Annotated in this window: 17 protein-coding genes and 2 tRNA genes; 2 read left to right on the plus strand and 17 right to left on the minus strand. The window is 51.6% G+C overall.

What is annotated here, in order from left to right:
• Positions 1 to 18 precede the first annotated feature (18 nt).
• The 3 genes from LVJ83_RS10730 to LVJ83_RS10740 are packed head-to-tail and all read right to left on the minus strand — an operon-like array spanning position 19 to position 6,911.
• Positions 19 to 5,451 (minus strand): Ig-like domain-containing protein, encoded by a 5,433-nt coding sequence (locus LVJ83_RS10730; protein ID WP_244784544.1) that lies wholly within the window; start codon positions 5,449 to 5,451, stop codon positions 19 to 21.
• Positions 5,436 to 5,981: a hypothetical protein gene (locus LVJ83_RS10735; RefSeq protein ID WP_244784546.1), complete on the minus strand. Its 546-nt coding sequence runs from the start codon at positions 5,979 to 5,981 to the stop codon at positions 5,436 to 5,438. Before LVJ83_RS10735 ends, LVJ83_RS10730 begins: the two co-directional genes overlap by 16 nt.
• 36 nt (positions 5,982 to 6,017) lie before the next feature.
• Complete coding sequence (locus tag LVJ83_RS10740; protein WP_244784547.1) at positions 6,018 to 6,911, minus strand: OmpA family protein; 894 nt, start codon at positions 6,909 to 6,911, stop codon at positions 6,018 to 6,020.
• Positions 6,912 to 7,356: 445 nt separating this feature from the next.
• Between LVJ83_RS10740 and LVJ83_RS10745 the strand changes: the two genes are divergently transcribed.
• Positions 7,357 to 7,923 carry a hypothetical protein gene (locus tag LVJ83_RS10745; RefSeq protein WP_244784549.1) on the plus strand — a complete coding sequence of 189 codons (567 nt, stop codon included), beginning with the start codon at positions 7,357 to 7,359 and terminating at the stop codon, positions 7,921 to 7,923.
• A gap of 59 nt (positions 7,924 to 7,982) precedes the next feature.
• Here the strand turns inward: LVJ83_RS10745 and LVJ83_RS10750 are convergent, their stop codons facing one another.
• From LVJ83_RS10750 to rpsT, 14 genes are all read right to left on the minus strand, one after another.
• A complete protein-coding gene (locus LVJ83_RS10750) occupies positions 7,983 to 9,212 on the minus strand; it encodes an HlyD family type I secretion periplasmic adaptor subunit (RefSeq protein ID WP_244784551.1) in 1,230 nt (409 codons plus the stop codon).
• A gap of 69 nt (positions 9,213 to 9,281) precedes the next feature.
• Positions 9,282 to 11,453: a type I secretion system permease/ATPase gene (locus LVJ83_RS10755; RefSeq protein ID WP_244784553.1), complete on the minus strand. Its 2,172-nt coding sequence runs from the start codon at positions 11,451 to 11,453 to the stop codon at positions 9,282 to 9,284.
• Between the two features lie 37 nt (positions 11,454 to 11,490).
• Positions 11,491 to 12,684, minus strand: a complete 1,194-nt coding sequence (locus tag LVJ83_RS10760; RefSeq protein WP_425316032.1) for a TolC family protein — start codon at positions 12,682 to 12,684, stop codon at positions 11,491 to 11,493.
• Positions 12,685 to 13,143: 459 nt separating this feature from the next.
• On the minus strand, positions 13,144 to 13,716 hold the full coding sequence (locus LVJ83_RS10765) for a 50S ribosomal protein L25/general stress protein Ctc (protein WP_244784557.1): 573 nt from the start codon (positions 13,714 to 13,716) through the stop codon (positions 13,144 to 13,146).
• Positions 13,717 to 13,782: 66 nt separating this feature from the next.
• Positions 13,783 to 14,769, minus strand: coding sequence for a ribose-phosphate pyrophosphokinase (locus LVJ83_RS10770; RefSeq protein ID WP_244784559.1), 987 nt, complete (start codon positions 14,767 to 14,769; stop codon positions 13,783 to 13,785).
• A gap of 189 nt (positions 14,770 to 14,958) precedes the next feature.
• Positions 14,959 to 15,034, minus strand: a tRNA-Gln gene (locus LVJ83_RS10775).
• Between the two features lie 8 nt (positions 15,035 to 15,042).
• A tRNA-Gln gene (locus LVJ83_RS10780) sits at positions 15,043 to 15,118 on the minus strand.
• 12 nt (positions 15,119 to 15,130) lie between these two features.
• Positions 15,131 to 15,979, minus strand: a complete 849-nt coding sequence (gene ispE / locus LVJ83_RS10785; RefSeq protein ID WP_244784561.1) for a 4-(cytidine 5'-diphospho)-2-C-methyl-D-erythritol kinase — start codon at positions 15,977 to 15,979, stop codon at positions 15,131 to 15,133.
• 6 nt (positions 15,980 to 15,985) lie between these two features.
• Positions 15,986 to 16,585 (minus strand): outer membrane lipoprotein LolB, encoded by a 600-nt coding sequence (locus LVJ83_RS10790; protein ID WP_425316002.1) that lies wholly within the window; start codon positions 16,583 to 16,585, stop codon positions 15,986 to 15,988.
• Between the two features lie 103 nt (positions 16,586 to 16,688).
• On the minus strand, positions 16,689 to 18,542 hold the full coding sequence (locus LVJ83_RS10795) for a tetratricopeptide repeat protein (RefSeq protein ID WP_244784563.1): 1,854 nt from the start codon (positions 18,540 to 18,542) through the stop codon (positions 16,689 to 16,691).
• A gap of 632 nt (positions 18,543 to 19,174) precedes the next feature.
• The gene (gene aspS, locus LVJ83_RS10800; RefSeq protein ID WP_244784564.1) at positions 19,175 to 20,986 is read right to left on the minus strand and encodes an aspartate--tRNA ligase; all 1,812 of its coding nucleotides are present in this window, start codon (positions 20,984 to 20,986) and stop codon (positions 19,175 to 19,177) included.
• 47 nt (positions 20,987 to 21,033) lie between these two features.
• On the minus strand, positions 21,034 to 21,750 hold the full coding sequence (locus LVJ83_RS10805) for a DUF502 domain-containing protein (RefSeq protein ID WP_244784566.1): 717 nt from the start codon (positions 21,748 to 21,750) through the stop codon (positions 21,034 to 21,036).
• Between the two features lie 81 nt (positions 21,751 to 21,831).
• Positions 21,832 to 22,977 carry a phospholipase A gene (locus tag LVJ83_RS10810; RefSeq protein ID WP_425316003.1) on the minus strand — a complete coding sequence of 382 codons (1,146 nt, stop codon included), beginning with the start codon at positions 22,975 to 22,977 and terminating at the stop codon, positions 21,832 to 21,834.
• Between the two features lie 186 nt (positions 22,978 to 23,163).
• Positions 23,164 to 23,427: a 30S ribosomal protein S20 gene (gene rpsT / locus LVJ83_RS10815; protein ID WP_244784567.1), complete on the minus strand. Its 264-nt coding sequence runs from the start codon at positions 23,425 to 23,427 to the stop codon at positions 23,164 to 23,166.
• 290 nt (positions 23,428 to 23,717) lie between these two features.
• Between rpsT and LVJ83_RS10820 the strand changes: the two genes are divergently transcribed.
• Entirely contained in the window at positions 23,718 to 24,881 is a 1,164-nt protein-coding gene (locus LVJ83_RS10820) for an extracellular solute-binding protein (protein WP_244784569.1), read from the plus strand.
• Position 24,882 lies beyond the last annotated feature (1 nt).

The following is a 24,882-nucleotide window of genomic DNA, read 5'->3' on the forward strand; positions in this document are numbered from 1 at the left end:
TGATGATGATTTAAAATACTAAATCACATTCACCGTATCCTGAACCCAAACTTGATAGGAAGTGCCACTCGGTGTTGTGGTATAAACATGATAAGCAGTATCCTGATAAGTAACCGTTCCTGAAGAAGTGGTGGTCCAAAGATCAGCCGTATCACCTGCATCACCTTTCACAATCAAGGCATTAACTGCCGCAGCAGCGCCATCAGCCGTTACCGCAGAAAAGTTAGCAAGCACATCGCTGGCTGCAATGGTAACGCGATTGTTACCATTGCCGGTTAAATCAACTTTCTCAAAAGTTTTCAAACGATTCAGATTCAGCGTTTGATTGACACCCTCAAAGATAAAAGCATCATAGCCGGCACCGCCATTAACCGTACCGCCACTCAAATTGCCTCCTTGAACCAATTTAACGATATCATTGCCGGCATCCAGATTGACTGTACCACCGGACATATTGGCACCATTACCGATGGTAAAGGTATCATCATCGGTACCTAAACTCACCGTACCGCCGCTAAATCTGCCCCACTGCCCGGCAAAGCTGTGATTATAGGTGGTATCGGCACTGATAATGTATTGGTCTGAGCCGGCGCCCATATTGATACTGCCGTCGGTCATACCGCCCAAATGCACCGTATCATCACCTGCACCGCTGTTCAGATGTACCCATTGCTTCTGGAAGCTGGAGTTTTGTAAGTCAAACACATCATCACCGGAGCCGGAGTTGATGGTGCCGACTAAAAACTCCACACCATAGCCATCAGTGGTTTTCATCAGGTTATTCCCGTCACCCAAACTCACCTTCACATTAGTGTCTGTATCATAGTCGAACTGATTACGGGTATTATCATTCCGGGTGGCAATAAACGAAAGGATATCATCCCCAGAACCAAACCTCAGTTGGGCATTATTATGAATATTGCCTAATTCCACGCGGTTGTTACCTTCACCCATATCCACAATCGAATTAGTGCGGAGGCGGTCATACACAATCAAGGTATCATCACCCTCACCCATATTGACTCTGGCATTATATTGCACGCCGCCATCATAGCTCGCAGGGCTGCCGATGGCCACAAAGTCTGCACCGGCACCTGTTTCTAATCTGCCGCCACGGATATTTTTCGTTAAGAAGATAAAATCATTATCCGGAGTAGTTAAAGGCGGACGGTTCAATTCAACTGAATAAGTCGTTTCATTCCAGGTATCTGATAATATACCGTCTCTGACAATCGGCGCACGATTGATTTCTTCTGCCGTTTTACCATTGATATTGTATTCAGTGGTTTTCACAACAGAACCTTCAACCAAAGTGCCTCGTTCAATCGCAATTTTGCCGGTTGTAGCATTCAGAGCCATTCCGGTCGCCAAAACACCTGATGTAACTGCCCAACTACCATTGGTTTTTGTCACGACCAAGGTTGACTGCGTGGTACTGCCTGTTAATGTATAATCAATGGTCATGCTCGAACCATCATGCATCGTTGTACCGGCTGCTACAGTTTCACGCGCATCATCAGAAATTCTGCCCGGTTCGATAAACAAATCACCAAGATAATCATTGCTGCTCACATCCATATATACCATCGGCTCAGGTGTCGTGGTATCCACAATCACTTTTTTCACCTCAGTGTAAGCAACATTATCAGAAGCATCGGCAACCTTGGCACGATATTCATACACACCGTCAGGCACAGCATCTCGCACTCCGCTGCTCAAATCCACCCAAACATCGCCCTGTTTGATTTGATAGGTTACCTGACTGCCTGTTTCGTTTCCGGTAACACCCAATACAAAGGTGTTATCTGTACTGATGGCATCTCCATCAACACCGCTATCCTCATACTCAGTGAGTACAAGCTCGCCGGGTTTGGGCGGCACAGTATCCACATAGAGTATTGAATCATCAGCCGTTTGACCGTTCACATCGGTGGCGGTGGCTTTGATGTCGCCGGCCGGTACCGTACCTTCGCTGTCAATACTCCAGCTGCCGTCCTCACCAACCACAACGCTGCCGATGGTTTGACCGTCTGTGTCGGTCAATACCACGGTGCTGCCGGGTTCGGCGGTGCCGGATACGCTGATGCTGCCGTCGGTATCCTCGGTAATGCCGGTAATGGCTACGGCCGGAGCGGTTTCGTCGGTATAGGTTTCGGTGGCGCTGCCTTCCTGACCATTTACATCGGTAGCGGTGGCGGTCAGTTCGCCGGCCGCTACCGTACCTTCGCTGTCGATACTCCAGTTGCCGTCTGAACCGACCACAACGCTGCCGATGGTTTGACCGTCTGTGTCGGTCAATACCACGGTGCTGCCGGGTTCGGCGGTACCGGATACGCTGATGCTGCCGTCGTCTTTCTCGGTAATGCCGGTAATGGCTACGGCCGGAGCGGTTTCGTCGGCATAGGTTTCGGTGGCGCTGCCTTCCTGACCGTTCACATCGGTGGCGGTGGCTTTGATGTCGCCGGCCGGTACCGTACCTTCGCTGTCGATGCTCCAGTTGCCGTCTGAACCGACTACTGCACTGCCGATGGCTTTGCCGTCTTTGTCGGTCAATACCACGGTGCTGCCGGGTTCGGCGGTGCCGGATACGCTGATGCTGCCGTCGTCTTTCTCGGTAATGCCGGTAATGGCTACGGCCGGAGCGGTTTCGTCGGCATAGGTTTCGGTGGCGCTGCCTTCCTGACCGTTTACATCGGTAGCGGTGGCTTTGATGTCGCCGGCCGCTACCGTACCTTCGCTGCCGATACTCCAGTTGCCGTCCTCACCAACCACAACACTGCCGATGGTTTGACCGTCTGTGTCGGTCAATACCACGGTGCTGCCGGGTTCGGCGGTACCGGATACGCTGATGCTGCCGTCGTCTTTCTCGGTAATGCCGGTAATGGCTACGGCCGGAGCGGTTTCGTCGGCATAGGTTTCGGTGGCGCTGCCTTCCTGACCGTTCACATCGGTGGCGGTGGCGGTCAGTTCGCCGGCCGCTACCGTACCTTCGCTGTCGATACTCCAGTTGCCGTCTGAACCGACTACTGCGCTGCCGATCTCTGTGCCGTCTTTGTCGGTCAATACCACGGTGCTGCCGGGTTCGGCGGTACCGGATACGCTGATGCTGCCGTCGTCTTTCTCGGTAATGCCGGTAATGGCTACGGCCGGAGCGGTGCTGTCGGTATAGGTTTCGGTGGCGCTGCCTTCCTGACCGTTTACATCGGTGGCGGTGGCTTTGATGTCACCGGCCGCTACCGTACCTTCGCTGTCAATGCTCCAGTTGCCGTCTGAACCGACTACTGCGCTGCCGATCTCTGTGCCGTCTTTGTCGGTCAATACCACGGTGCTGCCGGGTTCGGCGGTGCCGGATACGCTGATGCTGCCGTCGGGTTTTTCAGCCACATCGTCAATGGCTACGGCCGGAGCGGTGCTGTCGTTATAGGTTTCGGTGGCAGTACCTTCCTGACCGTTCACATCGGTGGCGGTGGCTTTGATGTCGCCGGCCGCTACCGTACCTTCGCTGTCGATACTCCAGTTGCCGTCTGAACCGACTACTGCGCTGCCGATGGTTTGACCGTCTGTGTCGGTCAATACCACGGTACTGCCCGGCTCGGCGGTGCCGGATACGCTGATGCTGCCGTCGGTATCCTCGGTAATGCCGGTAATGGCTACGGCCGGAGCGGTTTCGTCGGCATAGGTTTCGGTGGCGCTGCCTTCCTGACCGTTTGCATCGGTGGCGGTGGCGGTCAGTTCGCCGGCCGCTACCGTACCTTCGCTGTCGATGCTCCAGTTGCCGTCTGAACCGACTACTGCGCTGCCGATTTCTGTGCCGTCTTTGTCGGTCAATACCACGGTGCTGCCGGCTTCGGCGGTGCCGGATACGCTGATGCTGCCGTCGTCTTTCTCGGTAATGCCGGTAATGGCTACGGCCGGAGCGGTTTCGTCGGCATAGGTTTCGGTGGCGCTGCCTTCCTGACCGTTCACATCGGTAGCGGTGGCTTTGATGTCGCCGGCCGGTACCGTACCTTCGCTGTCGATGCTCCAGTTGCCGTCTGAACCGACTACTGCACTGCCGATGGTTTGACCGTCTTTGTCAGTCAATACCACGGTACTGCCCGGCTCGGCGGTGCCGGATACGCTGATGCTGCCGTCGGGTTTTTCAGCCACATCGTCAATGGCTACGGCCGGAGCGGTTTCGTCGGCATAAGTTTTGGTGGCGCTGCCTTCCTGACCGTTCACATCGGTAGCGGTGGCGGTCAGTTCGCCGGCCGGTACCGTACCTTCGCTGTCGATACTCCAGTTGCCGTCTGAACCGACTACTGCGCTGCCGATGGTTTGACCGTCTTTGTCGGTCAATACCACGGTACTGCCCGGCTCGGCGGTGCCGGATACGCTGATGCTGCCGTCGGTATCCTCGGTAATGCCGGTAATGGCTACGGCCGGAGCGGTTTCGTCGGCATAGGTTTCGGTGGCGCTGCCTTCCTGACCGTTCACATCGGTAGCGGTGGCTTTGATGTCGCCGGCCGGTACCGTACCTTCGCTGTCGATACTCCAGCTGCCGTCTGAACCGACTACTGCACTGCCGATCTCTTTGCCGTCTGTGTCGGTCAATACCACGGTGCTGCCGGGTTCGGCGGTGCCGGATACGCTGATGCTGCCGTCGGTATCCTCGGTAATGCCGGTAATGGCTACGGCCGGAGCGGTGCTTTCACTATAGGTTTCGGTGGCTTTCTCGCCCTCATTGCCGTTGACGTCGGTTGCAACCGCGCTCACTTCGCCTTCGGGTTGAACGGCATCGGCTTCGACACTGTATTTGCCCTCTGTATCGGCAACGGCGGTGCCGGTGCTGCCGTCCGGCCAGGTAACGGTAACGGTCGAACCGGGTTCGGCCGTGCCGACGGCGGTCGGTTTGCCGTCGTTGTCGTCATCGCTGAGACTTACTGTCGGGGCGGCCGGGCCGCTTTCGTCGCTATAGGTTTCGGTGGCTTTCTCGCCCTCATTGCCGTTGACGTCGGTTGCAACCGCGCTCACTTCGCCTTCGGGTTGGACGGTGTCGGCTTCGACACTGTATTTGCCTTCTGCATCGGCAACGGCGGTGCTGGTGCTGCCGTCCGGCCAGGTAACGGTGACGGTCGAACCGGGTTCGGCCGTGCCTGCGGCGGTCGGTTTGCCGTCGTTGTCGTTATCGCTGAGGCTGATGCTCGGTGCGGCCGGAGCAGTGCTGTCGCTATAGGTTTCGGTGGTTTTATCACCCTCATTGCCGTTAACGTCGGTCGCTACCGCACTCACTTCGCCTTCGGGTTGGACGGTGTCGGCTTCGACACTGTATTTGCCTTCTGCATCGGCAGCGGTGGTGCTGGTGCTGCCGTCCGGCCAGGTAACGGTGACGGTCGAACCGGGTTCGGCAGTGCCTGCGGCGGTCGGTTTGCCGTCGTTGTCGTCATCGCTGATAGTTAGAGTGGTACGCACCGGCTGAGACGGGGGGGGGGGGGGGGAGGAGTTGTCATATCGCTGCCTGAAGAGCCTGCAACGGCAGCAATGGCGGCAATCGGCAGCAATGCCAACAGCCACATCGGGTTAAATACCCATAATGGATTAACTACTGCTTCTCCGCCCAATGCCTGTCCGGCAAAAACCTCTTCCGCCAATAAGCTGATTGCTTCATTTGTTTGGCCGCTCTCAGGCACATAGGGATAAAAATGACCGTTTTCGTGTTGCCCCACTACGAGGTTGGACACACCGTCTTCGGCATAATAATTTTCGATAATTAAATCGGGTTCATCTATGTTTGAGCCTTCAAATGTAATCTGCAAATCTTTGCCGACGCGCTTAACTGTAATATTCTCCGGGCCGAAACCTGTGGCTTCGTCAATTAATTCGTAGTTGACATCGGCCTGCGCTTGTACGCGCACAGCACCGGTGCCGGCGGTATTAAATTGCAGGGTATCCAATGTTTCTTTGGCATTGTTGATTTTTAAGGTAATTTTGTGATCCGACATAATAAATATCTCCAGAAATAATGTGTTGGTTTAATTTTATTGCTGTTGGTTGGTATAAAGTTTCACCACAACCCGGCGGTTGGGCTGATTACATGTTTGCACTTGAGCAGCAGTAGCTTGATTGGCACAGTGGCTGACCACCGGTTCGGCGGCGCCCTTACCTTCTGCATAAATCAATGAAGCAGACACACCGTTTTGCATCAGCAGTTGTTTGACCGCATCTGCCCGTTGTTTGGAAAGCTGCTGATTGTAGGCTTCAGTGCCTTGGGGATCGGTATGGCCGATCACTTCAATTTTTTTAATGCCCACAGGATATTCGCGGATATCCGCAGCGATATTGGCAATCTGTTTGCGGCCGTCGGGAATAATATCGGCGGCTTGCGAGCGGTCGAATGGAAACAAAGCTGATGCGCCTAATGTGTATTGACGGGGTGCGCTGCGGGGCGCACAGGTATTTTGTTTGTCGACACGCGACAAGGTGTTGGCTTGATGTTTGCTGTTTTTCAGCTCCGCCTGGGCGGTTGCTTTATCTACAGCCATCAGCTGCGCTTGGCCGGCCTGGTTTACACTGACACGAAAATAAGATAATTGGCCGCGCGGCAGATTGTAGAAATTGCCACGGGCGGCTTCATTGGCAGAACTGTTGCCCTGCCCTGTAACGAATGCGCCCAAACGTTGGGGTTGGGCGCAAACCACTGCTTGGGAGTAGCCGTTTTGCTGTAAGGAGGTTTGATATTCGCCATTGATAACAATGTTAACGGCGGTATGAGAATCACCGGATTGATCGCGGTAAAAAACCAAACCTGCATCATTATCGCCAACCCAGCTATCTATCGGCTGATCATTAAAGTTGTGCCACTTTTCTTTGGGATGCGCGCCTGCGCAAGCACTTAAGATCAGTGAAACAGCGATTACCCCAAAAGTTTTCATTTTTGCTGCCATGTTTATCCAACTCCCATAATGTTGATTTCATCAAAACCAAATATCGGCGCCTGAAAAACTTGTTTGCCCCTGATACATCACATATGGGCAAGCATTAACAGAACGCACCTTATAGTAACTATATATAATTTGGTTTATATGAAATTATTTCCAATACTATCTTTAATCAATATGAATATTAAAAATATGCCTTAACAATAAAAATCAATAAGTGCAAATACTCTATAAATAAATGTATTTAATCATTTTTTTCTAGGAACTTTTACAATAAAAATACACAACCCGCTAAATCTATGAAATCTAATGCAGTTATTAAAATACCCTTATCGCTCAATATAAATTTTTATTTTATTGAATTTTTCCATTTAACTTTTACAAAATCTATTTTTAAATATTTTCGATAAAAATAATTTATGATTGATTTTTCAATTATTTGTGGCATTTTGATAACACTATTCAAATAATTCTCAGACGGCATGTTTCAGACGGCATGTTTCAGACGGCATGTTTCAGACGGCATGTTTCAGACGGCATGTTTCAGACGGCATGTTTCAGACGGCATGTTTCAGACGGCATGTTTCAGACGGCATGTTTCAGACGGCATGTTTCAGACGGCATGTTTCAGACGGCATGTTTCAGACGGCATGTTTCAGACGGCATGTTTCAGACGGCATGTTTCAGACGGCATGTTTCAGACGGCATGTTTCAGACGGCATGTTTCAGACGGCATGTTTCAGACGGCATGTTTCAGACGGCATGTTTCAGACGGCATGTTTCAGACGGCATGTTTCAGACGGCATGTTTCAGACGGCATGTTTCAGACGGCATGTTTCAGACGGCATGTTTCAGACGGCATGTTTCAGACGGCATGTTTCAGACGGCATGTTTCAGACGGCATGTTTCAGACGGCATGTTTCAGACGGCATGTTTCAGACGGCATGTTTCAGACGGCATGTTTCAGACGGCATGTTTCAGACGGCATGTTTCAGACGGCATGTAAAAAACCCCGCAGCTTCGCTGCGGGGTTTTTTACATGCCGTTTCTCTGTGCTTGTGCGGTTTAACGTTCGCGCAAGGCTTGTTTCATGCGGGTAATCGGTTTGATCAGGTATTGGAATACAGTTTTCTCGCCGGTTTTCACATCAACGGTAGCCACCATGCCGGGGATAATCGGCATGTTTTGGCCGTTTTTATCTTTCAGGCTGTTGCTGTCGGTTTGCACCAAAATGCGGTAATACACCTGATTGGGGTCGAGCTTCAAATCATTGGTGCGCGGCTGGCTGTTATTGCTCATGGTATCGGGGCTGATCAGGGTAACTTTGCCGTCGAGTCCGCCGTAAATGGCATAATCATAGGCGCTGATTTTCACAACTGCGGGCAGGCCTGGGCTCATAAAGGCAACATCTTGCGGGCGGATATAGGCTTCCACCAGCAATTTATCGTCTAAGGGGACGATGGTGAGGATATCCTGCCCTACGTTGACCACGCCGCCTACGGTATTGATTTCGATATTTTTCACAATACCGCGCATGGGGGCGCGAATCAGTGAGCGGTCGACCGGGTCGGCGCGCATGGCCATGTTTTCTTTGGCTTGAGCCAGCTCCGATTCGGCCTGCACCAGCTCATTATTGGCATCGGCCATATAGCGGTTGCGGCGCTCGGCCATTTGCAGGGCCAAGTCGCTGGATTGGCGCTGCATACGCAATAGCTCCACTTCGGAAACCACGCCGTGCGCCACCATTGGGGCGGTGATGCTGATTTCTTTATCCAACGCGGCTTTGCTGATGCTGAGGCCGTGGATGGCTTCGGTAACGGCGCGCCGACGGGCAACAAAGGCGGCATGTTCGCGCTGTTTCAACTCGTTGCTGATGCCTTTCGGGAAAGCCAGCTCGCTGCCGTATGCCTCTGCTTTGAGGCGAGCCACCATGGCTTCAAGGTTGTGTACTTTGGCTTCGCTTTCGCGCAATACGGCGGAGCTTCGGGTGTCGTCAAGCTTCAGCAGAATCTGGTCTTTTTCAACGATATCGCCTTCCCTCACTTTCATTTCAGTGATGATGCCGGGATCGAGGCTTTGCACAACTTGCTCGCGGCTGCTGGGAATAACGTTGCCCTGCCCGCGGGTAACTTCTTCAATCGGGCTGTTGTATGCCCATATCACAAAAACCACTAAAAAGACAAAAAACAGGATAATCACCCAAAATTGGCCGCTGTGTTTCTCTTTTTGCAATGCGGCATTCAGGTCGTTGATGAGTGCCATGTCTTTCGGTTTGACGTTGTTTTCACTGCTCATAATGGTTTATACCTTGTTAAGGTTTGGTTAGAGGCCGTCTGAAAGCGGCTTTTATCGGGTTGACTGATTTTAATTAACCGCGGCGGCATTGGCCGGCGGCGGGGCATCGCTGCTGTGGCTTTTATTTTCATTTTGCAGCAATTTTTGCAATACCAAGTCTCGCGGTCCGTCCATCACCACTTTGCCGTTATCCATCACGATAATGCGGTTGACGATTTGCAGCACTTGCGGGCGGTGGGTAACCAATACCATGGTTTTATCTCTGCCCCATTGAGCCAGCGCCTGTAAAGACATTTGTTCGGTGGCCTGATCAAGCCCGGTGGTCGGTTCGTCAAGCAGCACTACCCGCGGGTTACGCAAAGTCATGCGTGCCAGTGCGATAATTTGCTTTTGACCGCCCGACAAGCCCAAGCCGTCTTCACCCAGCGGCATATCGAGGCCGCGCGGATGGTTGCGGATGATTTTATCCAAGCCGAAACGCTTGAGCGCCACCAGCAAATCTTGATCGCTCGAATAGCCGTCGATGCGCGCCAAATCCATATTCTCCCGCAAAGTGCCTAAAAACAGGCGCGGCGATTGGCTGAGCAACATCACTTGGTTGCGCAGAAAGTTGGGATCAAGCTGGCGCATATCGACACCGTCCAGCGTAATATTGCCTTCTGCCGCATCATAAAGGCCACCGGCCAATTTCAACATGGTACTTTTGCCGCTGCCTATGCGCCCCAATACGCCTACTTTTTCTCCGGGGCGGATGCTCAGCTTCAAGCTGCTGACGGCGGCATTACTGTCTTGCTGATATTTGAACGACACATTTTCAAAGTTGATACCGCCCTGAACATGATCCAACGTGATGTACTTGCGCTCGGGGTTGCGCTCCACCGGCCGCTCGACAATATTGTTTACCCCTTCCAAGGCCAGTTTTGCCTGTTGAAAACGGGTGGCCAGGCCGGCTACTTGAGCCAGCGGCGACAAAGCGCGGCCGGAAAGAATCACTGCTGCAATCAAAGCGCCCATGGTAATGCGGTCGGCCGGGTTTTCGGCATGAATCAGATAAGTGCCGAGCAACACCAGGCCTACTGTGTTCAGCTGCTGCATACCCACTGCAAAGTTAATCATAAAATTGCTGGTATCCCGCACTTTGATGGATGATGCTGAAGTTTTGGCGGTATATTCATCCCAGCGTTGCTGCGCCCAGGTGGTGGCATTATTGGTTTTCAGGGTTTCGATGCCTTCAATGGCTTCCACCGCCAAGCCCGAGCGTTGAGATGATTCTTTCATCGATTCATTAATATGGCGGGAAAGCGGTCGCTGTACCAAAAAGCCGACAATCAACACAATGGGGATAATCGTGAGCGGCACCAACGCCAGCTTACCACCGACAATACCGATCACGGTGATGAAGAGCAACAAAAACGGCAAATCCACCAAAGTGAGCAAGCTGGCGCTGGTCATAAATTCGCGCACCGATTCAAATTCGCGCAGGTTATTGGCGTATGAGCCGGCAGATGCCGGGCGGTCGGCCAAACGCAGCGCCATCACTCGGCGGAACAGCGCCGAGCTGATAATCAGGTCGGCTTTTTTACCGGCAATATCGGTTAAATGCCCGCGAATGAGTTTGGCGACAAATTCGAAGGCAATCGCCAACACAACGCCGATGCTCAATACCCAAAGTGTTTCATAAGCCTGATTGGGAATTACGCGGTCATAAACGTTCATCACATACAGCGAGCTGACCAAGGCCAGAAAATTGATGATGACTGTGGCCAGCACCACTTGGTAATAATAGCTTCGGAAACGCCAAATCACTTTCCAAAACCATGATTTGGGCAAAGCATATTCCGGTAAATCAGAGCGCACATCAGAGACCATTTTGGGTTTGATAAACCAACAATAGCCTAAATACAATATCGATAACTGTTGATAATCCAACTCTTGCGCCAAACCGTCGGCCTGGCGAATATGATATTTGCGCGCCCGGCCGGCACCTTCTATTTTGGTGATGACGGCCGCCTCTTCATTGTGCAGAATCACCACTACCGGCACGGCCAATGAGGGAATGTCTTCCAGGCTGCGTTTTGACAGCGTGTTTTCAAAACCGTGGCTGCGCAATACTTCGGTAAGCGAGTGAAAATTGACGTTGAGTTTCTTATCCCGCACCACTTCCGCTGAAAGTGCTGCCTCTGAAACCGGCGCGCCCAGCAGCCGGGTAGCCAACGCAATGTGTTCGATAATAGATTTCATAATAATGGTTCAATCATAAAGTAATGTGTTGTTTTATTTACTGGCTGACGCCCGCCCAGTTGGCCATCTGAGACTGCGCCGTCAAATAATCCAACGCCGCATCTCTAAAATCATTGCGTGCGGTAACATGTTCTTGCTCAATACCGGCCAATTCGTTATAGGCACCCAAAACATCGGTCAGCGTCCGGCGGGCAATTTTAAACTGAAGCTCGTAAGCTTTTACCACTTCTTTTTGCGCCACAATATGCTGCGCCGTAATATCGGCCCGCTGCTCGCTCTGTGCCATATCGATTTGCGCAGTACGGGATTTTTCAGCTACTTCGCGTAGAATCTGCTCGGACTTGGAATCAGCCGCAATCAGTGCCTGCGCATTTTTATCCACATTATGACGGGCGGCGATATCCAAAACATTCCACGACATATTGACATACAGCTCGCGGGTGTCTTTACTGGCATTGCCTTCCAGATTAACCGACGGCATCCGCGCTGCTTTCGAAACATCCAACTCCGCATTGACGCTTTCGCGCTCGGCCTGCTGAGCCAGATAAGAAGGGTTCAAACCGTTGTCGCTGCTTTTAAACCGGCGCACCAGCGATTCGGCAGAATCGCTGAGGAAAGGATCTTGCAAATCATCAGCACTAACCGGCACGGAAGTGTATTTCGACAAACGGCTCAATGCCAGCTCCATGGTTCGGCGCAGCTGGGAAATGGTGGTTTGAACCTGCAAGTGGCGTGCCCGCGCTTCAATCAGCTCAGATCGGCGGCCGCCGTCATATTTCACAATCACATCCAAATCTTTCAGCAAATGATTGTGGCGGTTCAAGCTTTGCAGATTAACTTGCAAGGATTCCTTTGCCCGCAGCGCCGTCATATACAGCTTGCCGATTTCGCTGCCTAATTGCTCTTGAGTTTCAAAATATTTGTATTTATAGTAGATTTCTTTTTGCTTGTCGCGGCGCACGGAGGCGCTGATACCGCCCCAAGAGTAGAGATTCAGCGTGCCGCGTACCCCCAGGCCGTCATCCATATCGTTGCTTTCATATTTATGCTTTTGCGCAACAACTTGAGTGCCGGTAAGCGTAAGCACTGGGTAATGCCCTGCCCGCGTGGCTTTGGTGGTGCTTTTGGCTGAATTTTCATTGGCCCTGGCTTCAAGCAGCGATGGATCTGATACCAGAGCGCTTTTTAAAATATCTTTAAGCTCTTGCGCCAAAAGCGGTTGGGTGCCCAGAAAAAACACGATTGAAACGGTTGATAACCTTCTGAATAAACCGCATGGATTGAATGAGGGCTTTCGCATATTTTTCACAAGTGAGTATTTAAGTATTATTTATTAAGTGTGGCTTTGCCGGAAATCTTGTATAAGCCATGCCGTTGTTGTATCAATCGGCAAACAGGCTATAAAATTAATTTAGCATAACACTTTCTTTACCTTTTTTCAGCAAATCCATGACAAAAGGTAGCAATACCGGCTTAAAGTGTATTAATTAACACACTATCACTTTAATTACTATATTTTCAAGCGCTTTGCCGTTTTAATGAATATATAGCCGTTAAAAAAATCAATTGACCAGGCTCTTTGCCTGCTTATTGAATCAGCATTCGCACCAAAATAGAAATCCCACTGGTTACAGTGGGATTTCTATTACATCTGAATATTGCACGCAATATAGATTTTAATTACTGACGATTAGCGTTTTTTACCGGTTACTGTTGCAACGGCCAAGTTGGTATTGCGTTTCAGAGAAACGCTTTCCACGCCTTCGGGAAATTTAATATCAGACAAGTGCAAGATATCACCGGCAACAACCGAGCCGCAATCCAATTCCAATACGGCAGGAATATTCTTCGGCAGAGCAAGTACTTCAACCGTAGTGGCCAACATAGACACACGGCCGCCTTGCAATTTTACCGCCTGAGAAGATTCAGCATTCACAATGTGCAGAGGCACGCGGATTTTCAACGGCTTATCGGCATCTACCACTTGAAAATCAATATGTTGAACTTCTTGACGGAACGGGTGCATTTGGAAATCGCGCACAATCACGTCTTGGGTTTTACCGTCGAGCGAGAGTTTGATCAAGGCAGTGTGGAAAGTTTCTTTTTCCAATGCGTAGTACACGGTTTTGTGGTCTACAGCGATAGCAACCGGTTTTTGATCCTCACCATAAAGCACGGCGGGGGTTTGGCCTTCGCGACGCAGGCGGCGGCTCGCACCAGTGCCCTGAGCTTCGCGAACGGTGGCTTGAATTTCGTATGACATAATAAAATACTCCAATTAGATAAAAAGTGTCGTCATCAGCCGCGACCAGCTTAAGACGACTGGGTTTTACGGCAGAAACACACTGCCGCTTGTCAGCACATCTTCATTGAAAAGATATGAGACAGATTCTTCATTGCTGATACGGCGCACCGTTTCAGCCAGCAAGCCGGCAATGGTTACCTGGCGGATGCGTTCGCAACTACGGGCAGCCTCCGACAACGGAATGGTGTCGGTCACCACCACTTGGTCAATATCAGATGACGCAATGCGCGAAACCGCTTCACCTGAAAATACAGGATGGGTAGCATAAGCCAACACACGGGAAGCCCCGCGTGCTTTTAAAGCAGAGGCGGCCTTGCACAAGGTATTGGCAGTATCAATCATATCGTCGACAATCAGGCAGGTTCGATCTTGTACATCGCCGATAATATTCATGACTTCGGCCACATTGGCTTTGGGGCGGCGTTTATCGATAATCGCCAAATCTACATTCAACACTTTCGCCACTGCCCGTGCACGCACTACGCCGCCGATATCAGGGCTGACTACCGTCAGGTTTTCGATACGCTGCTGCTGGATATCGTTAATCAAAATCGGGGTGGCATAAATATTATCCACCGGAATATCGAAAAAGCCCTGAATCTGGTCGGCATGCAAATCCACAGTCAGCACGCGGTCAATACCGGCTGAATACAGCATATTGGCTACGAGCTTGGCCGAAATCGGCACGCGCACCGAACGCGGGCGACGGTCTTGGCGGGCATAACCAAAATAAGGAATCGCAGCGGTAATACGACCGGCTGAAGCGCGTTTGAGCGCATCGGCCATGGTCAGGATTTCCATCAGGTTATCATTGGTCGGCGCACAAGTTGGCTGTAAAATAAACACATCACGCCCGCGCACATTTTCGAGCAGCTCAATGGCCACTTCGCCGTCTGAAAATTGGCTGACGGAAGCATCGCCCAACCTGATATCCAAATGTTTCACAACTTTTTGCGCCAGCTCGGGGTTGGCATTACCGGTAAACACCATCAAACTATCATATGCTGCCATATCTTCTTCACCTGGATTGGTAGGTTGGTTTTGCTCAGAAAACATCACGCTTCCTTCAGCTCTAGACTTGCATCGGAACCGCCATTATACGCACTCTGCCCCATCATCAAAAGCCCTGAATGCTTTTATCGGAAAAAGTGTCGTGAAAACGTAATAAAAGCGTGCAAGTGAACTTACACGCTTTTATTTTGGCTGGGGAGGAAGGATTCGAACCTTCGCATGCTGGAATCAAAATCCAGTGTCTTAACCGCTTGACGACTCCCCAAAAAGGGTTGGCTGGGGAGGAAGGATTCGAACCTTCGCATGCTGGAATCAAAATCCAGTGTCTTAACCGCTTGACGACTCCCCAACACTTCAAACCTTAAATATCAAGCAACGGGTGTCGGGCCAAGCCTTCTACGCAATATGCTTTATATTCATTTGAAATCCGACTGTATACCGCTTGCGCATCCTTTTGCATCTGAAAGCTGATAAACAAACAGGCGCCGGAACCGGTCATCAACGGGCTGCCATACTGCTTCAACTTTTCATAGACCTGCAAAACTTCGGGATACGCTTCCAAAACCACTGCCTGCATATCATTTCTAAACGGCTGTACTGTTTGGAAAGTCGGCATTATGCTGGATTTGGAATCACGCGTCAAGCCCTCGTGCGAAAAAATTACGCTGGTGGCGACATGAACCGGGGGCCTCACCACCACATACCATTGCTTCGGTATGGCGATTTCGCGCAATTGCTCGCCCACACCTTGGGCAAAAGCATTTTTGCCGAAAATAAAAAACGGCACATCCGCACCGAGTTTCAAGCCGATGGTCATCAGGGTTTCCCGGCTCAGCCCGCATTGCCATAAATGATTCAGTGCCAGCAGCACTGTTGCGGCATCGGAGCTGCCGCCGCCCAGCCCTCCGCCCATCGGAATTCGTTTTTCCAGCCAAATATCTGCCCCCTTGGCACCGCCGGTGTATGACTGCAAAGCCGTCGCTGCTCGAAAACTTAAATCCTGTTCGGGCAATACGCCTTGTGTGGGCGTGTGCAGTATAATTTTATCGTCATCACGTACCGCCAGATAAACGGTGTCATACAAACTAATCAAGCAGAATATGCTTTCCAGATTATGGTATCCGTCACTGCGTCGCCCGGTAATTCGCAAATCCAGATTAAGTTTGGCTGGCGCAGCAAAGGCTTGCGCATGCGTAGGAACAGGATTCATAACGGCTTACCCGCGCGCTGCGCATTGTTCGGGCGCAGCGGTATCGACAGCCGTTGCCGCCATTTGGTCGAATACCAGCCTCAAACTTAATTTCGGGCTTTCCAGCAGCAATATCCGCGGCGAACCATCAGCCTTCAGCGTGCGCGATATTGTCCACTCAAACTGCTGCAACCGGCCGTCGGGCAGCACTTGGTGCGGCGCATTGCGCACCCACTGCCCGTTTGCCCACACATTCAGATATTGCACCGGCAAAGCAAAGCCCAACAGCTGCTCGCTCAAGGCTTCGGCACTGCCTGCCTGATAAACCTGCCCTTTACTGTCTACCGCCAGCACCCCCCGACGGTCTTGACAAAGCTGCCCCAAAGTATTGCCCAGCGGTGTATTGACATTAATGGTTTGTACGTTATTTTGATAAGTCCAATCAAAATTAGCATACGAGCCTTTTTCGTTCATTTTAACCGCCAAGCGCCCTTGGGCAGCAAAATCAGCCATATCGGCCTGCGGCTGCCAGCTTTCACTGCCGGCCAAACGCGTTTGCGCACAAGCAGCCAATAAAACAACGGCACTGCCCAACAATAATTTTGAAAAAATCGGTTTGACTTTCAACGATGGTTCCTTTGTTTTTCAGACGGCCTGATATAGTTAAAGGCCGTCTGAATGCATTATCATGACTATCTTCACATTTCAAACAAGCTTTCAGACGGCCTGTTTATTTTTGTACGCTCCGCGCGGGCGCCGGCTTCGCACCCAAACGCTGCATGGTGCGCTTGAGCAGATTGACGTTGCCTTCACTTTGCAAACCTTGTGCAAATACTGCCTCAGCCTGCCGTTGCTCGCCCAAATGCCACAACACCTCACCCAAATGTGCGGCCACTTCGGCATCGGGATATTTTTCAAATGCATATTGCAGATAAGGTAAAGCGGCGGCGGCATCGCCTTTGAGATAATATGCCCAACCGATGCTGTCGTTAATCGCCGGTGATTCAGGTTCCAACTGATAGGCCGCCTGAATCAATCCGAATGCTTCATCCATATCGAATGCCGGCAGCAGCAGCATAGTATAGCCCAAGGCATTCATACCGCCCGCGTTATTGGGATTGATTTCCAGATAGCGGCGCAAATCGGCAATCGCTTTTTGCGGCTGTTGCAGTTTGTCGGCATACACCATCGCCCGCTGGTAGAGAATATCGGCCAATTGCGCTTGCCCGTCCGGCTGTTTGGCCGCAGCGGCAGCCAGCGCATCCAGTTCGGCCAAAGCTTGCTTGGGGTTGTCGTGTTTGGCCAGCACAAACAGGTAAACCCGCTGCAAATCCTGAGCACCGAAAAAGCGTCCTTGCTGCTCCGGCAGCCGTTGCGCGCGGCGGGCCTGAGCCAGCGCATCACGCCAATTACCCTGTTCGGCATCTATTGAGGCACGCAATACGGCTTTATCAAACACATAATCTGCCGCGGTGATTTTATCCGTCCATGCTCGCGCCGGTGCAAATGCCTTGGCATCTGCATTGCGCATAGCCCCAATAACGGCGGCACGGCTTTGCTGCTCTTGCGTGCCATATGTGTAGGCTTTATCCAAATAACCGTTGACCACCTGCAAATCATCTTGACGCGCCACCGACAGCAACGCCGCCTGGATATATAAATCGGCATTGGGATTTTGCCCCAATAAAGCTTGCAGGCGGCTGTAGGCGCGGTCAATCTGCCCTGAAGCAACCAGACTGCTGATTTCAAGCTCCTGCCAAACAGGAGAAAGATTTTGCGTGTTGGTTTCATTAAAAAAACGGTTCAGCATCTCCGGGCGGCGCTGTGCCACCAAACGCAAAGTCAATTCGGTGGGCGGTAAAATTTCCGCATCCAAACGCGCCAACCTCTGCAGCGCCTTGACCGCATCTTTTTCTTTGCCCCGTTGGGCGCTAAAAATCACATCAGCAATGGCTGCTTCCGGCATTTCCTGATATTTTGCCGCCGCTTTATGCACCCCGCGCCCGACCTCTTTCGCCAGATCCGGCTGCTGCACGCCCATTTGCGATAACAGCAAGAACATACGCCCCACTTGGGCATCGTTTGCATGCTCCAGCACTGCATTCAAATTTCGGGCAGTGTAATCGGTATCACCGGATACCAACGCACGCGTCCACGCCATACGTTTTTGCGCCTCGCCCGGCTCCGGCTCGATTTCGCGCCATTTCTGGTAAATGGCCTCCGCCTGCCCGTAAGCATGCAGCGACACTGCCATATCCATAGCGCGTTCGGCCACTTCAGGGTCTTTGGTGCGATCCAGCATCACCATATAAGTTGCCAAGGCCGTACCCGCTTCGCCTTTTTGCAAAGCCATCTCGCCGCCCAACAACGTAAACACATCATTGGCACGCTCGACAATCACACTGCGGCGCGCATATTCTGATGCACGCTCTTCATCACTGTAGCGGCCGGGCTTGCTGATGGTTTTCCAGCCCTCGGGCAATGTTGCGGTTTCTGCATCAGCCGTTGCCGCATAAACATTGCCCGTGTAAAACAGCAGCAAAGCCAAAACCATCGGGCGGACGCGGGTTTTCCAAACAAACATAAAACACCCCTTAAATATTCGGGTTTTATCAATCAATCAGATGTGTCGGCAAACACATCAAACAGCAAACCGCCAATCGGCCTGCGCAACATGCGCTACTTTATCACAAGCCCTGAATTTTGTTGATGCTGCCTCTTCACGGCCTCCAGACATTTACCACACCTTATTGGCTGTTTACAATTTATTTCACATCTAGGGTGTCCGGACAATTCGATTTACGGGTATATTTTGCCCCTGAAAACGCATCTGCTGCGTTAAAAAGCCTCGCGAGATGTCCAATCTTGCTGCGTTTTTTTGCCTGGCATCTGCATTTTCAGAAACAAAAATCCCCTCATAAACAAATTGTCCGGACACCCTAGGGCATCCTGCCCCTTCATATATCATCATCTTCTTTACGCTCAAAGAGGGCTGCTTTTGCCCAAACATGGCGCGCTCAATCAACCCGCGCCGGCACCGCTTCCAAGCTGCCGCTTTGTAAAATGATTCAGTTGAACGGCTATCATGCCGGCCTCAAAAGATACGCCGTATGCATTACCCCGCTTATGGCACATCTCAAAGTTATCCAATCGAATTAAAAATGGCCGTCTGAAACTGCTTGAGTTTCAGACGGCCATTTTTAATTCAGGCAAATATCATGATGCTTCTTTATTTTCCGCGGCTTTCTGGCGCAAACGCAAGCCCAGTTCGCGCAATTGTTTGTCGTCCACATGATTGGGCGCATCGACCAGCAAATCTTGCGCACGCTGGGTTTTCGGGAACGCAATCACATCACGGATCGATTCCGCACCGGCCATCAGCGTCACCAAACGGTCGAGGCCGAAAGCCAAACCGCCGTGCGGGGGAGCGCCGAATTTGAGGTTGTCGAGCAGGAAGCCGAATTTGTTTTGCTGCTCTTCCGGGCTGATTTTCAATGCAGCAAACACTTTGGCCTGCACATCAGCACGGTGGATACGGATAGAACCGCCGCCGATTTCCCAACCGTTCAATACCATATCATAAGCGCGGGCAAGACAATTTTCAGGGTCGCTGTCCATCAGATCTTCATGGCCGGGTTTCGGCGACGTAAAGGGATGGTGCATGGCAGCGTAGCGGTCGTTTTCTTCGTCGTATTCAAACATCGGAAAATCCACCACCCACAGCGGGCGCCATTCGTCGGTAAAGTAACCGTTGGCCGCGCCGTGCTCGTGTCCGATTTTGATGCGCAAAGCGCCGATGGCTTCGTTAACCACTTTGGCTTTGTCGGCGCCGAAAAAGATAATATCGCCATTTTGTGCGCCGGTTTGGGCAATGATTGCTTTCAACGCGTTTTCAGACAGAAATTTCACAATCGGCGATTGCAGGCCGCTGTCTTCACCGTTGCTCAAATTGCTGACATCGTTCACTTTAATATAGGCCAAGCCTTTAGCACCGTAAATGGCGACAAATTTGGTGTATTCGTCGATGTCTTTGCGGCTCAGTTTTGCACCGTTCGGCACGCGCAAGGCCACCACACGGCCGCCTTTCATATCAGCGGCACCGCGGAACACTTTGAATTCTTCGGTTTTCATCAGCTCGGTGAGCTCGGTGAATTTCAAATCCACACGCAAATCAGGCTTGTCGGAGCCGTAATAGAACATGGCTTCGGCAAACGGCATGCGCGGAAAATCGCCCAAATCCACGCCCAGCGCATCTTTGAACACCTGTTTGGCCATGCCTTCGGTGATGTTCATGATGTCATCTTCATCCAAAAACGAAGTTTCCAAGTCGATTTGGGTAAATTCAGGCTGGCGGTCGGCACGCAAATCTTCATCGCGGAAGCATTTGGTGATTTGATAATAACGGTCGAAACCGGCCACCATCAGCAATTGCTTGAACAGCTGCGGCGACTGCGGCAAAGCAAAAAATTCGCCCGGATGCACGCGGCTGGGCACAAGGTAATCTCGCGCGCCTTCAGGCGTAGATCGGGTCAGCATCGGGGTTTCGATGTCGATAAAGCCCTGCTCGTCAAGATAACGGCGCACACCCATGGCTACTTTATAGCGCAGTTTCAGGTTGTTTTGCATCGCCGGACGGCGCAAATCAATCACACGGTTTTGCAGGCGCACGTTTTCACTGATGTTTTCATCATCAATTTGAAACGGCGGCGTAGCAGCAGCATTCAAAATCTCAATTTCTTTAGCCAGGATTTCGATTTTGCCGGAAATCATTTTATCGTTGGTGGTGCCTTCAGGGCGGTTGCGCACGCGGCCGCTGATGCTCAATACGAATTCGTTGCGCGCCGAATCGGCAGTGGCGAAAGCTTCAGGGGTATCGGGGTCAATCACCACCTGCACAATGCCTTCACGGTCGCGCAGATCGATAAAAATCACCCCGCCATGGTCGCGGCGGCGGTGTACCCAACCTTTTACGGTAACGGTTTGCTCTAAATATTGCTCGTTAATCAAGCCACAATAATTGGTACGCATAAAAAATATCCCTTTAAGTCTTTCGTATTTTTAAATAAATTTTGCGGTTACTTTGGATGGAGGCCGTCTGAAGGCGGTGCCGAAGATTCAGACGGCAAAGATTCAAACAATTCCGCCTGCATTTTTCGCTGCTCTTCCGGCAGCACCATGCCCAGCGAAATCACATATTTGAGCGCATCGTCCACACTCATATCCAGCTCACGGATGTCGCCGCGCCTGACCATAATATAATAGCCGCCGGTCGGGTTGGGCGTGGTGGGCACATATACCGACACATATTCCGTTTCGCCCAGCGCTTTATATACGGCAGCAGGAATATTGCCCGACACAAATGCCAACGTCCAAATATCAGATTGCGGAAACGGCACCAGCACCGGCGTTTTAAAGGATTGGCGCGAATCGGAAAGCAGCGATTCAGATACTTTTTTTACACTGGAATAAATCGACTTGACCACCGGAATGCGCCCCAGCAGCCGATCCCACGCATCAATAATGCGCTTGCCCAACACATTGGCGCCGAACAGGCCGGTAACAAACAATACCAGCACGGCCATAATCACGCCAAGGCCGGGAATATTGAAGCCCCAAAAATATTTCGGCTGCCAATGCTCGGGCAGAAGATTAATCAGCTGGTCTGAGGCGGAAATGATATAGGTAATCACCCATACGGTTACGGCAATCGGCAGCCACACCAAAACACCCGTAATCAGGTATTTTTTCAATGCCTTGGCGATCTTGCCGCCTTCGGCTGTATTTTTTGCCATATTCCATCCTGTCGAACCGCTGCTCAAACGGTATATTATACGCGCTCAAATAGCGGGAAACGAGTGTTTTTCACAATCGCCTTAAAAGCCGTCCCAATCATTAAACATCAGGCCGATGCCGATACCGTTTTGCTTGTGGTTATAGTCGAGCAGGCTGTCGCCATAGCCGTGGAAACCCTGCACATAAGCCTTGAGCCTGCCCTTAAGCGGAAACGTGTAGCCTGCCTGAAGCGCGCCCTTGCCGGTTTTCGGGTTGTAACGCACGGTGGTCGACAAGGTTTGCTTGTCGTTAAAGCGGTATTGCACTTTCAAATCGCCGTAGCCCATATAATCGCTGATATCGGGATTGTCGTCTTTTTCGCCGCTTTCTTCAAATGCCCGCACCCAAAGGCGCGGCATCACGGTTAACTTGCCCCATTCCATACCCGCCATACCGTATACGCGGTTCCACGAACGCGACAAGGGGCGACTCTGGCCGTTGGATTGGTGCACAAAGCCCATTCCCAACACCCGCAGTTTGCCGCCGCCGGGCAAATCGGCCTTTACCGGCTGAGTGATGAAAATTTCGGGTTGGTAATCGTTGTTGCGGAACGGCGCTGAATCTTCGCCCTGATTCCACACCTGCCAATTGGATGTTTGCGTGTATCCGAACCACAAGTCGGCCCGGGTTTTAAACAAATCTTCCATCAGCTTGGTTTTGAACGACACCTGCATTTTGGCTTCCAGCCGTTTTTGCTCCTTCGACACCGCATCATCGGCCGTACCGCGTGTGGGCGAATGCGGATGGCGGTTAGGGCTGCTGTTATACCAGGCCGGCATCAGATACATGGGCTGGTGCTCACGCACCGAAAGAATACCGCGCGGATCGTTTTGGTCGAGATCATACATCACGCTCAGCGGCGTATAAGCATCGGCCGCATCCAGCAATGCCTGGGTCGGCCCCGTATTTTCTACTGTAGGCCGCTCGCCGCTGAACACAATAACTGTTTCATCATTTTCCCGGCTGGCTTCAATCGTGCGCACCAAATCAACCGACTTGGCGCCGCCTGTTGCAACCGGCGGCGGGTTTTGCGGCGGGAAATGCGCCGCATACACCTTATCGAAACACGCCAAACGCATGGCGCTGTCTTGCACCAATGTACACTGTAAAGCGGGGTCTGCCGCCGGCCAAGCCGCAGCAGGCAAACCTGCCAACACCGCTACTGCCATCACTTTTATTTTCAGCATTCTATCCACCATGCAGGCAATTCAAACGGTTAAATTCAAACGGCCAGAGCAACACCGACAGCCGTTTTCAGACGGCCTCAGCCCTCAAATCATCCATATTGCCACCCATATAAACGATGCCCTCAGAGAAGCAAACATTCCGTTTATCTCTGAGGGCACCTGCGCCATCCGGCTTAACCGCAGAAATTAAGCCAGAGCTTTAATTTTGGCAGACAAACGGCTTTTATGACGAGCCGCTTTGTTTTTGTGATATACGCCTTTATCGGCAATGCGGTCCATCACTTTAACAGACTCACGGTAAACTTCTTGGGCGGCGGTTTTATCACCGGCCTCAACAGCCTTCAATACTTTTTTAACCGCAGTGCGGAAAGCAGTACGCAGGCTGGCATTGTGAGCACGGTTTTTAATTGCTTGGCGGGCACGTTTGCGGGCTTGTGCGCTATTGGCCATATTGGTTATCTCCTGATAAGAATCAAATTTCGTAAACGCGTAATTCTAATGGCTTCGTTTGGCCAATGCAAGCATTTTGACGATAAATCCTTATCAACACTTATAAAACCGACCGGAAAACGACACCGGCGGCGGCCATACCGTCCGCCACTTTGCCCCAAGGCGGCCAAACTACCCATATCATTTTGATTTTTATCAGGCATTCTATTACAATAACGCAGCTTGCCGCCGGGATCGCAGAGGGGCGGCAAACTTCCTCACACCAACCTTTCATCAGGAAAACGACCCGTATGAAAAAAACCGCACTGAGCGTATTAACCGCGCTGGCGCTGGCAGCCTGCGGCGGCCAAAGCGAAACGCAGCAACCCGCCCCCCAACCTCAAGCAGCCGATACCGCATCTGATGCGGCATCCGCCACCGACGGCCTGCCCGTAACCGACACGCTGAACATTTACAACTGGTCCAACTATGTCGATGAGAGCACCGTAGAAGACTTCAAAAAAGCCAACAACTTGAAGCTGACCTACGATTTGTATGAAAACAACGAAACTCTGGAAGCCAAAGTGCTTACCGGCAAGTCGGGCTACGATTTGGTAGTGCCCGGCATTGCCTTTCTGCCGCGCCAAATCAACGCCGGCGCGTATCAGAAAATTCATAAAAACTTAATCCCCAATTACCAAAACATCGATCCGAAACTTTTGGAAATGATGCAAAGCGCCGACCCGGGCAATGAATATGCCGTGCCCTATTTCTCAGGTGTCAACACACTGGCCATCACCGCCAAAGGCAAAGAAGCGCTGGGCGGAGCGTTGCCCGAAAACGGCTGGGATTTACTGTTCAAACCCGAATACACCAGCAAACTCAAAGGCTGCGGCATCGCATTATGGGATACGCCCAGCGAAATGTTTCCGATTGTGCTGAACTATCTGGGCAAAGACCCCAAAGGCAGCAACCCCGAAGACATTAAAGCCGCGGCCGACGTTTTGCAGGCCATCCGCCCCGATGTCAAACGCTTCAGCCCTTCGGTTATCGATGAGCTGGCGCGCGGCGATGTCTGCCTGGCAGCCGGCAACGGCGGCGACCTGAACATGGCCAAAGCGCGTTCGGAAGAAGTGAAAAACAATGTCGGCATCGATGTATTAAACCCGAAAGGCATGGGTTTCTGGATTGAATCATGGCTGATTCCGGCAGATGCGAAAAATGTATTGAACGCGCACAAATACATCAACTACACGCTGGATCCCGAAGTCGCCGCCAAAAACGGCAATTTCGTTACTTTCGCACCGGCCAGCCTGCCGGCACGTGAAAAAATGGATGCCGCGCTGGTGGCCACCCGCTCGATTTTCCCCAACGAACAAGACATGCAGGATGGTTTCGTGATGCCGCAAATGGGCGATGACGCGAAAAAACTGACGGTCAATCTGTGGCAGAAAATCAAAGTCGGCACCCATTAAG

It is taken from the genome of Uruburuella testudinis (assembly GCF_022870865.1).
Lineage (GTDB): Bacteria > Pseudomonadota > Gammaproteobacteria > Burkholderiales > Neisseriaceae > Neisseria > Neisseria testudinis.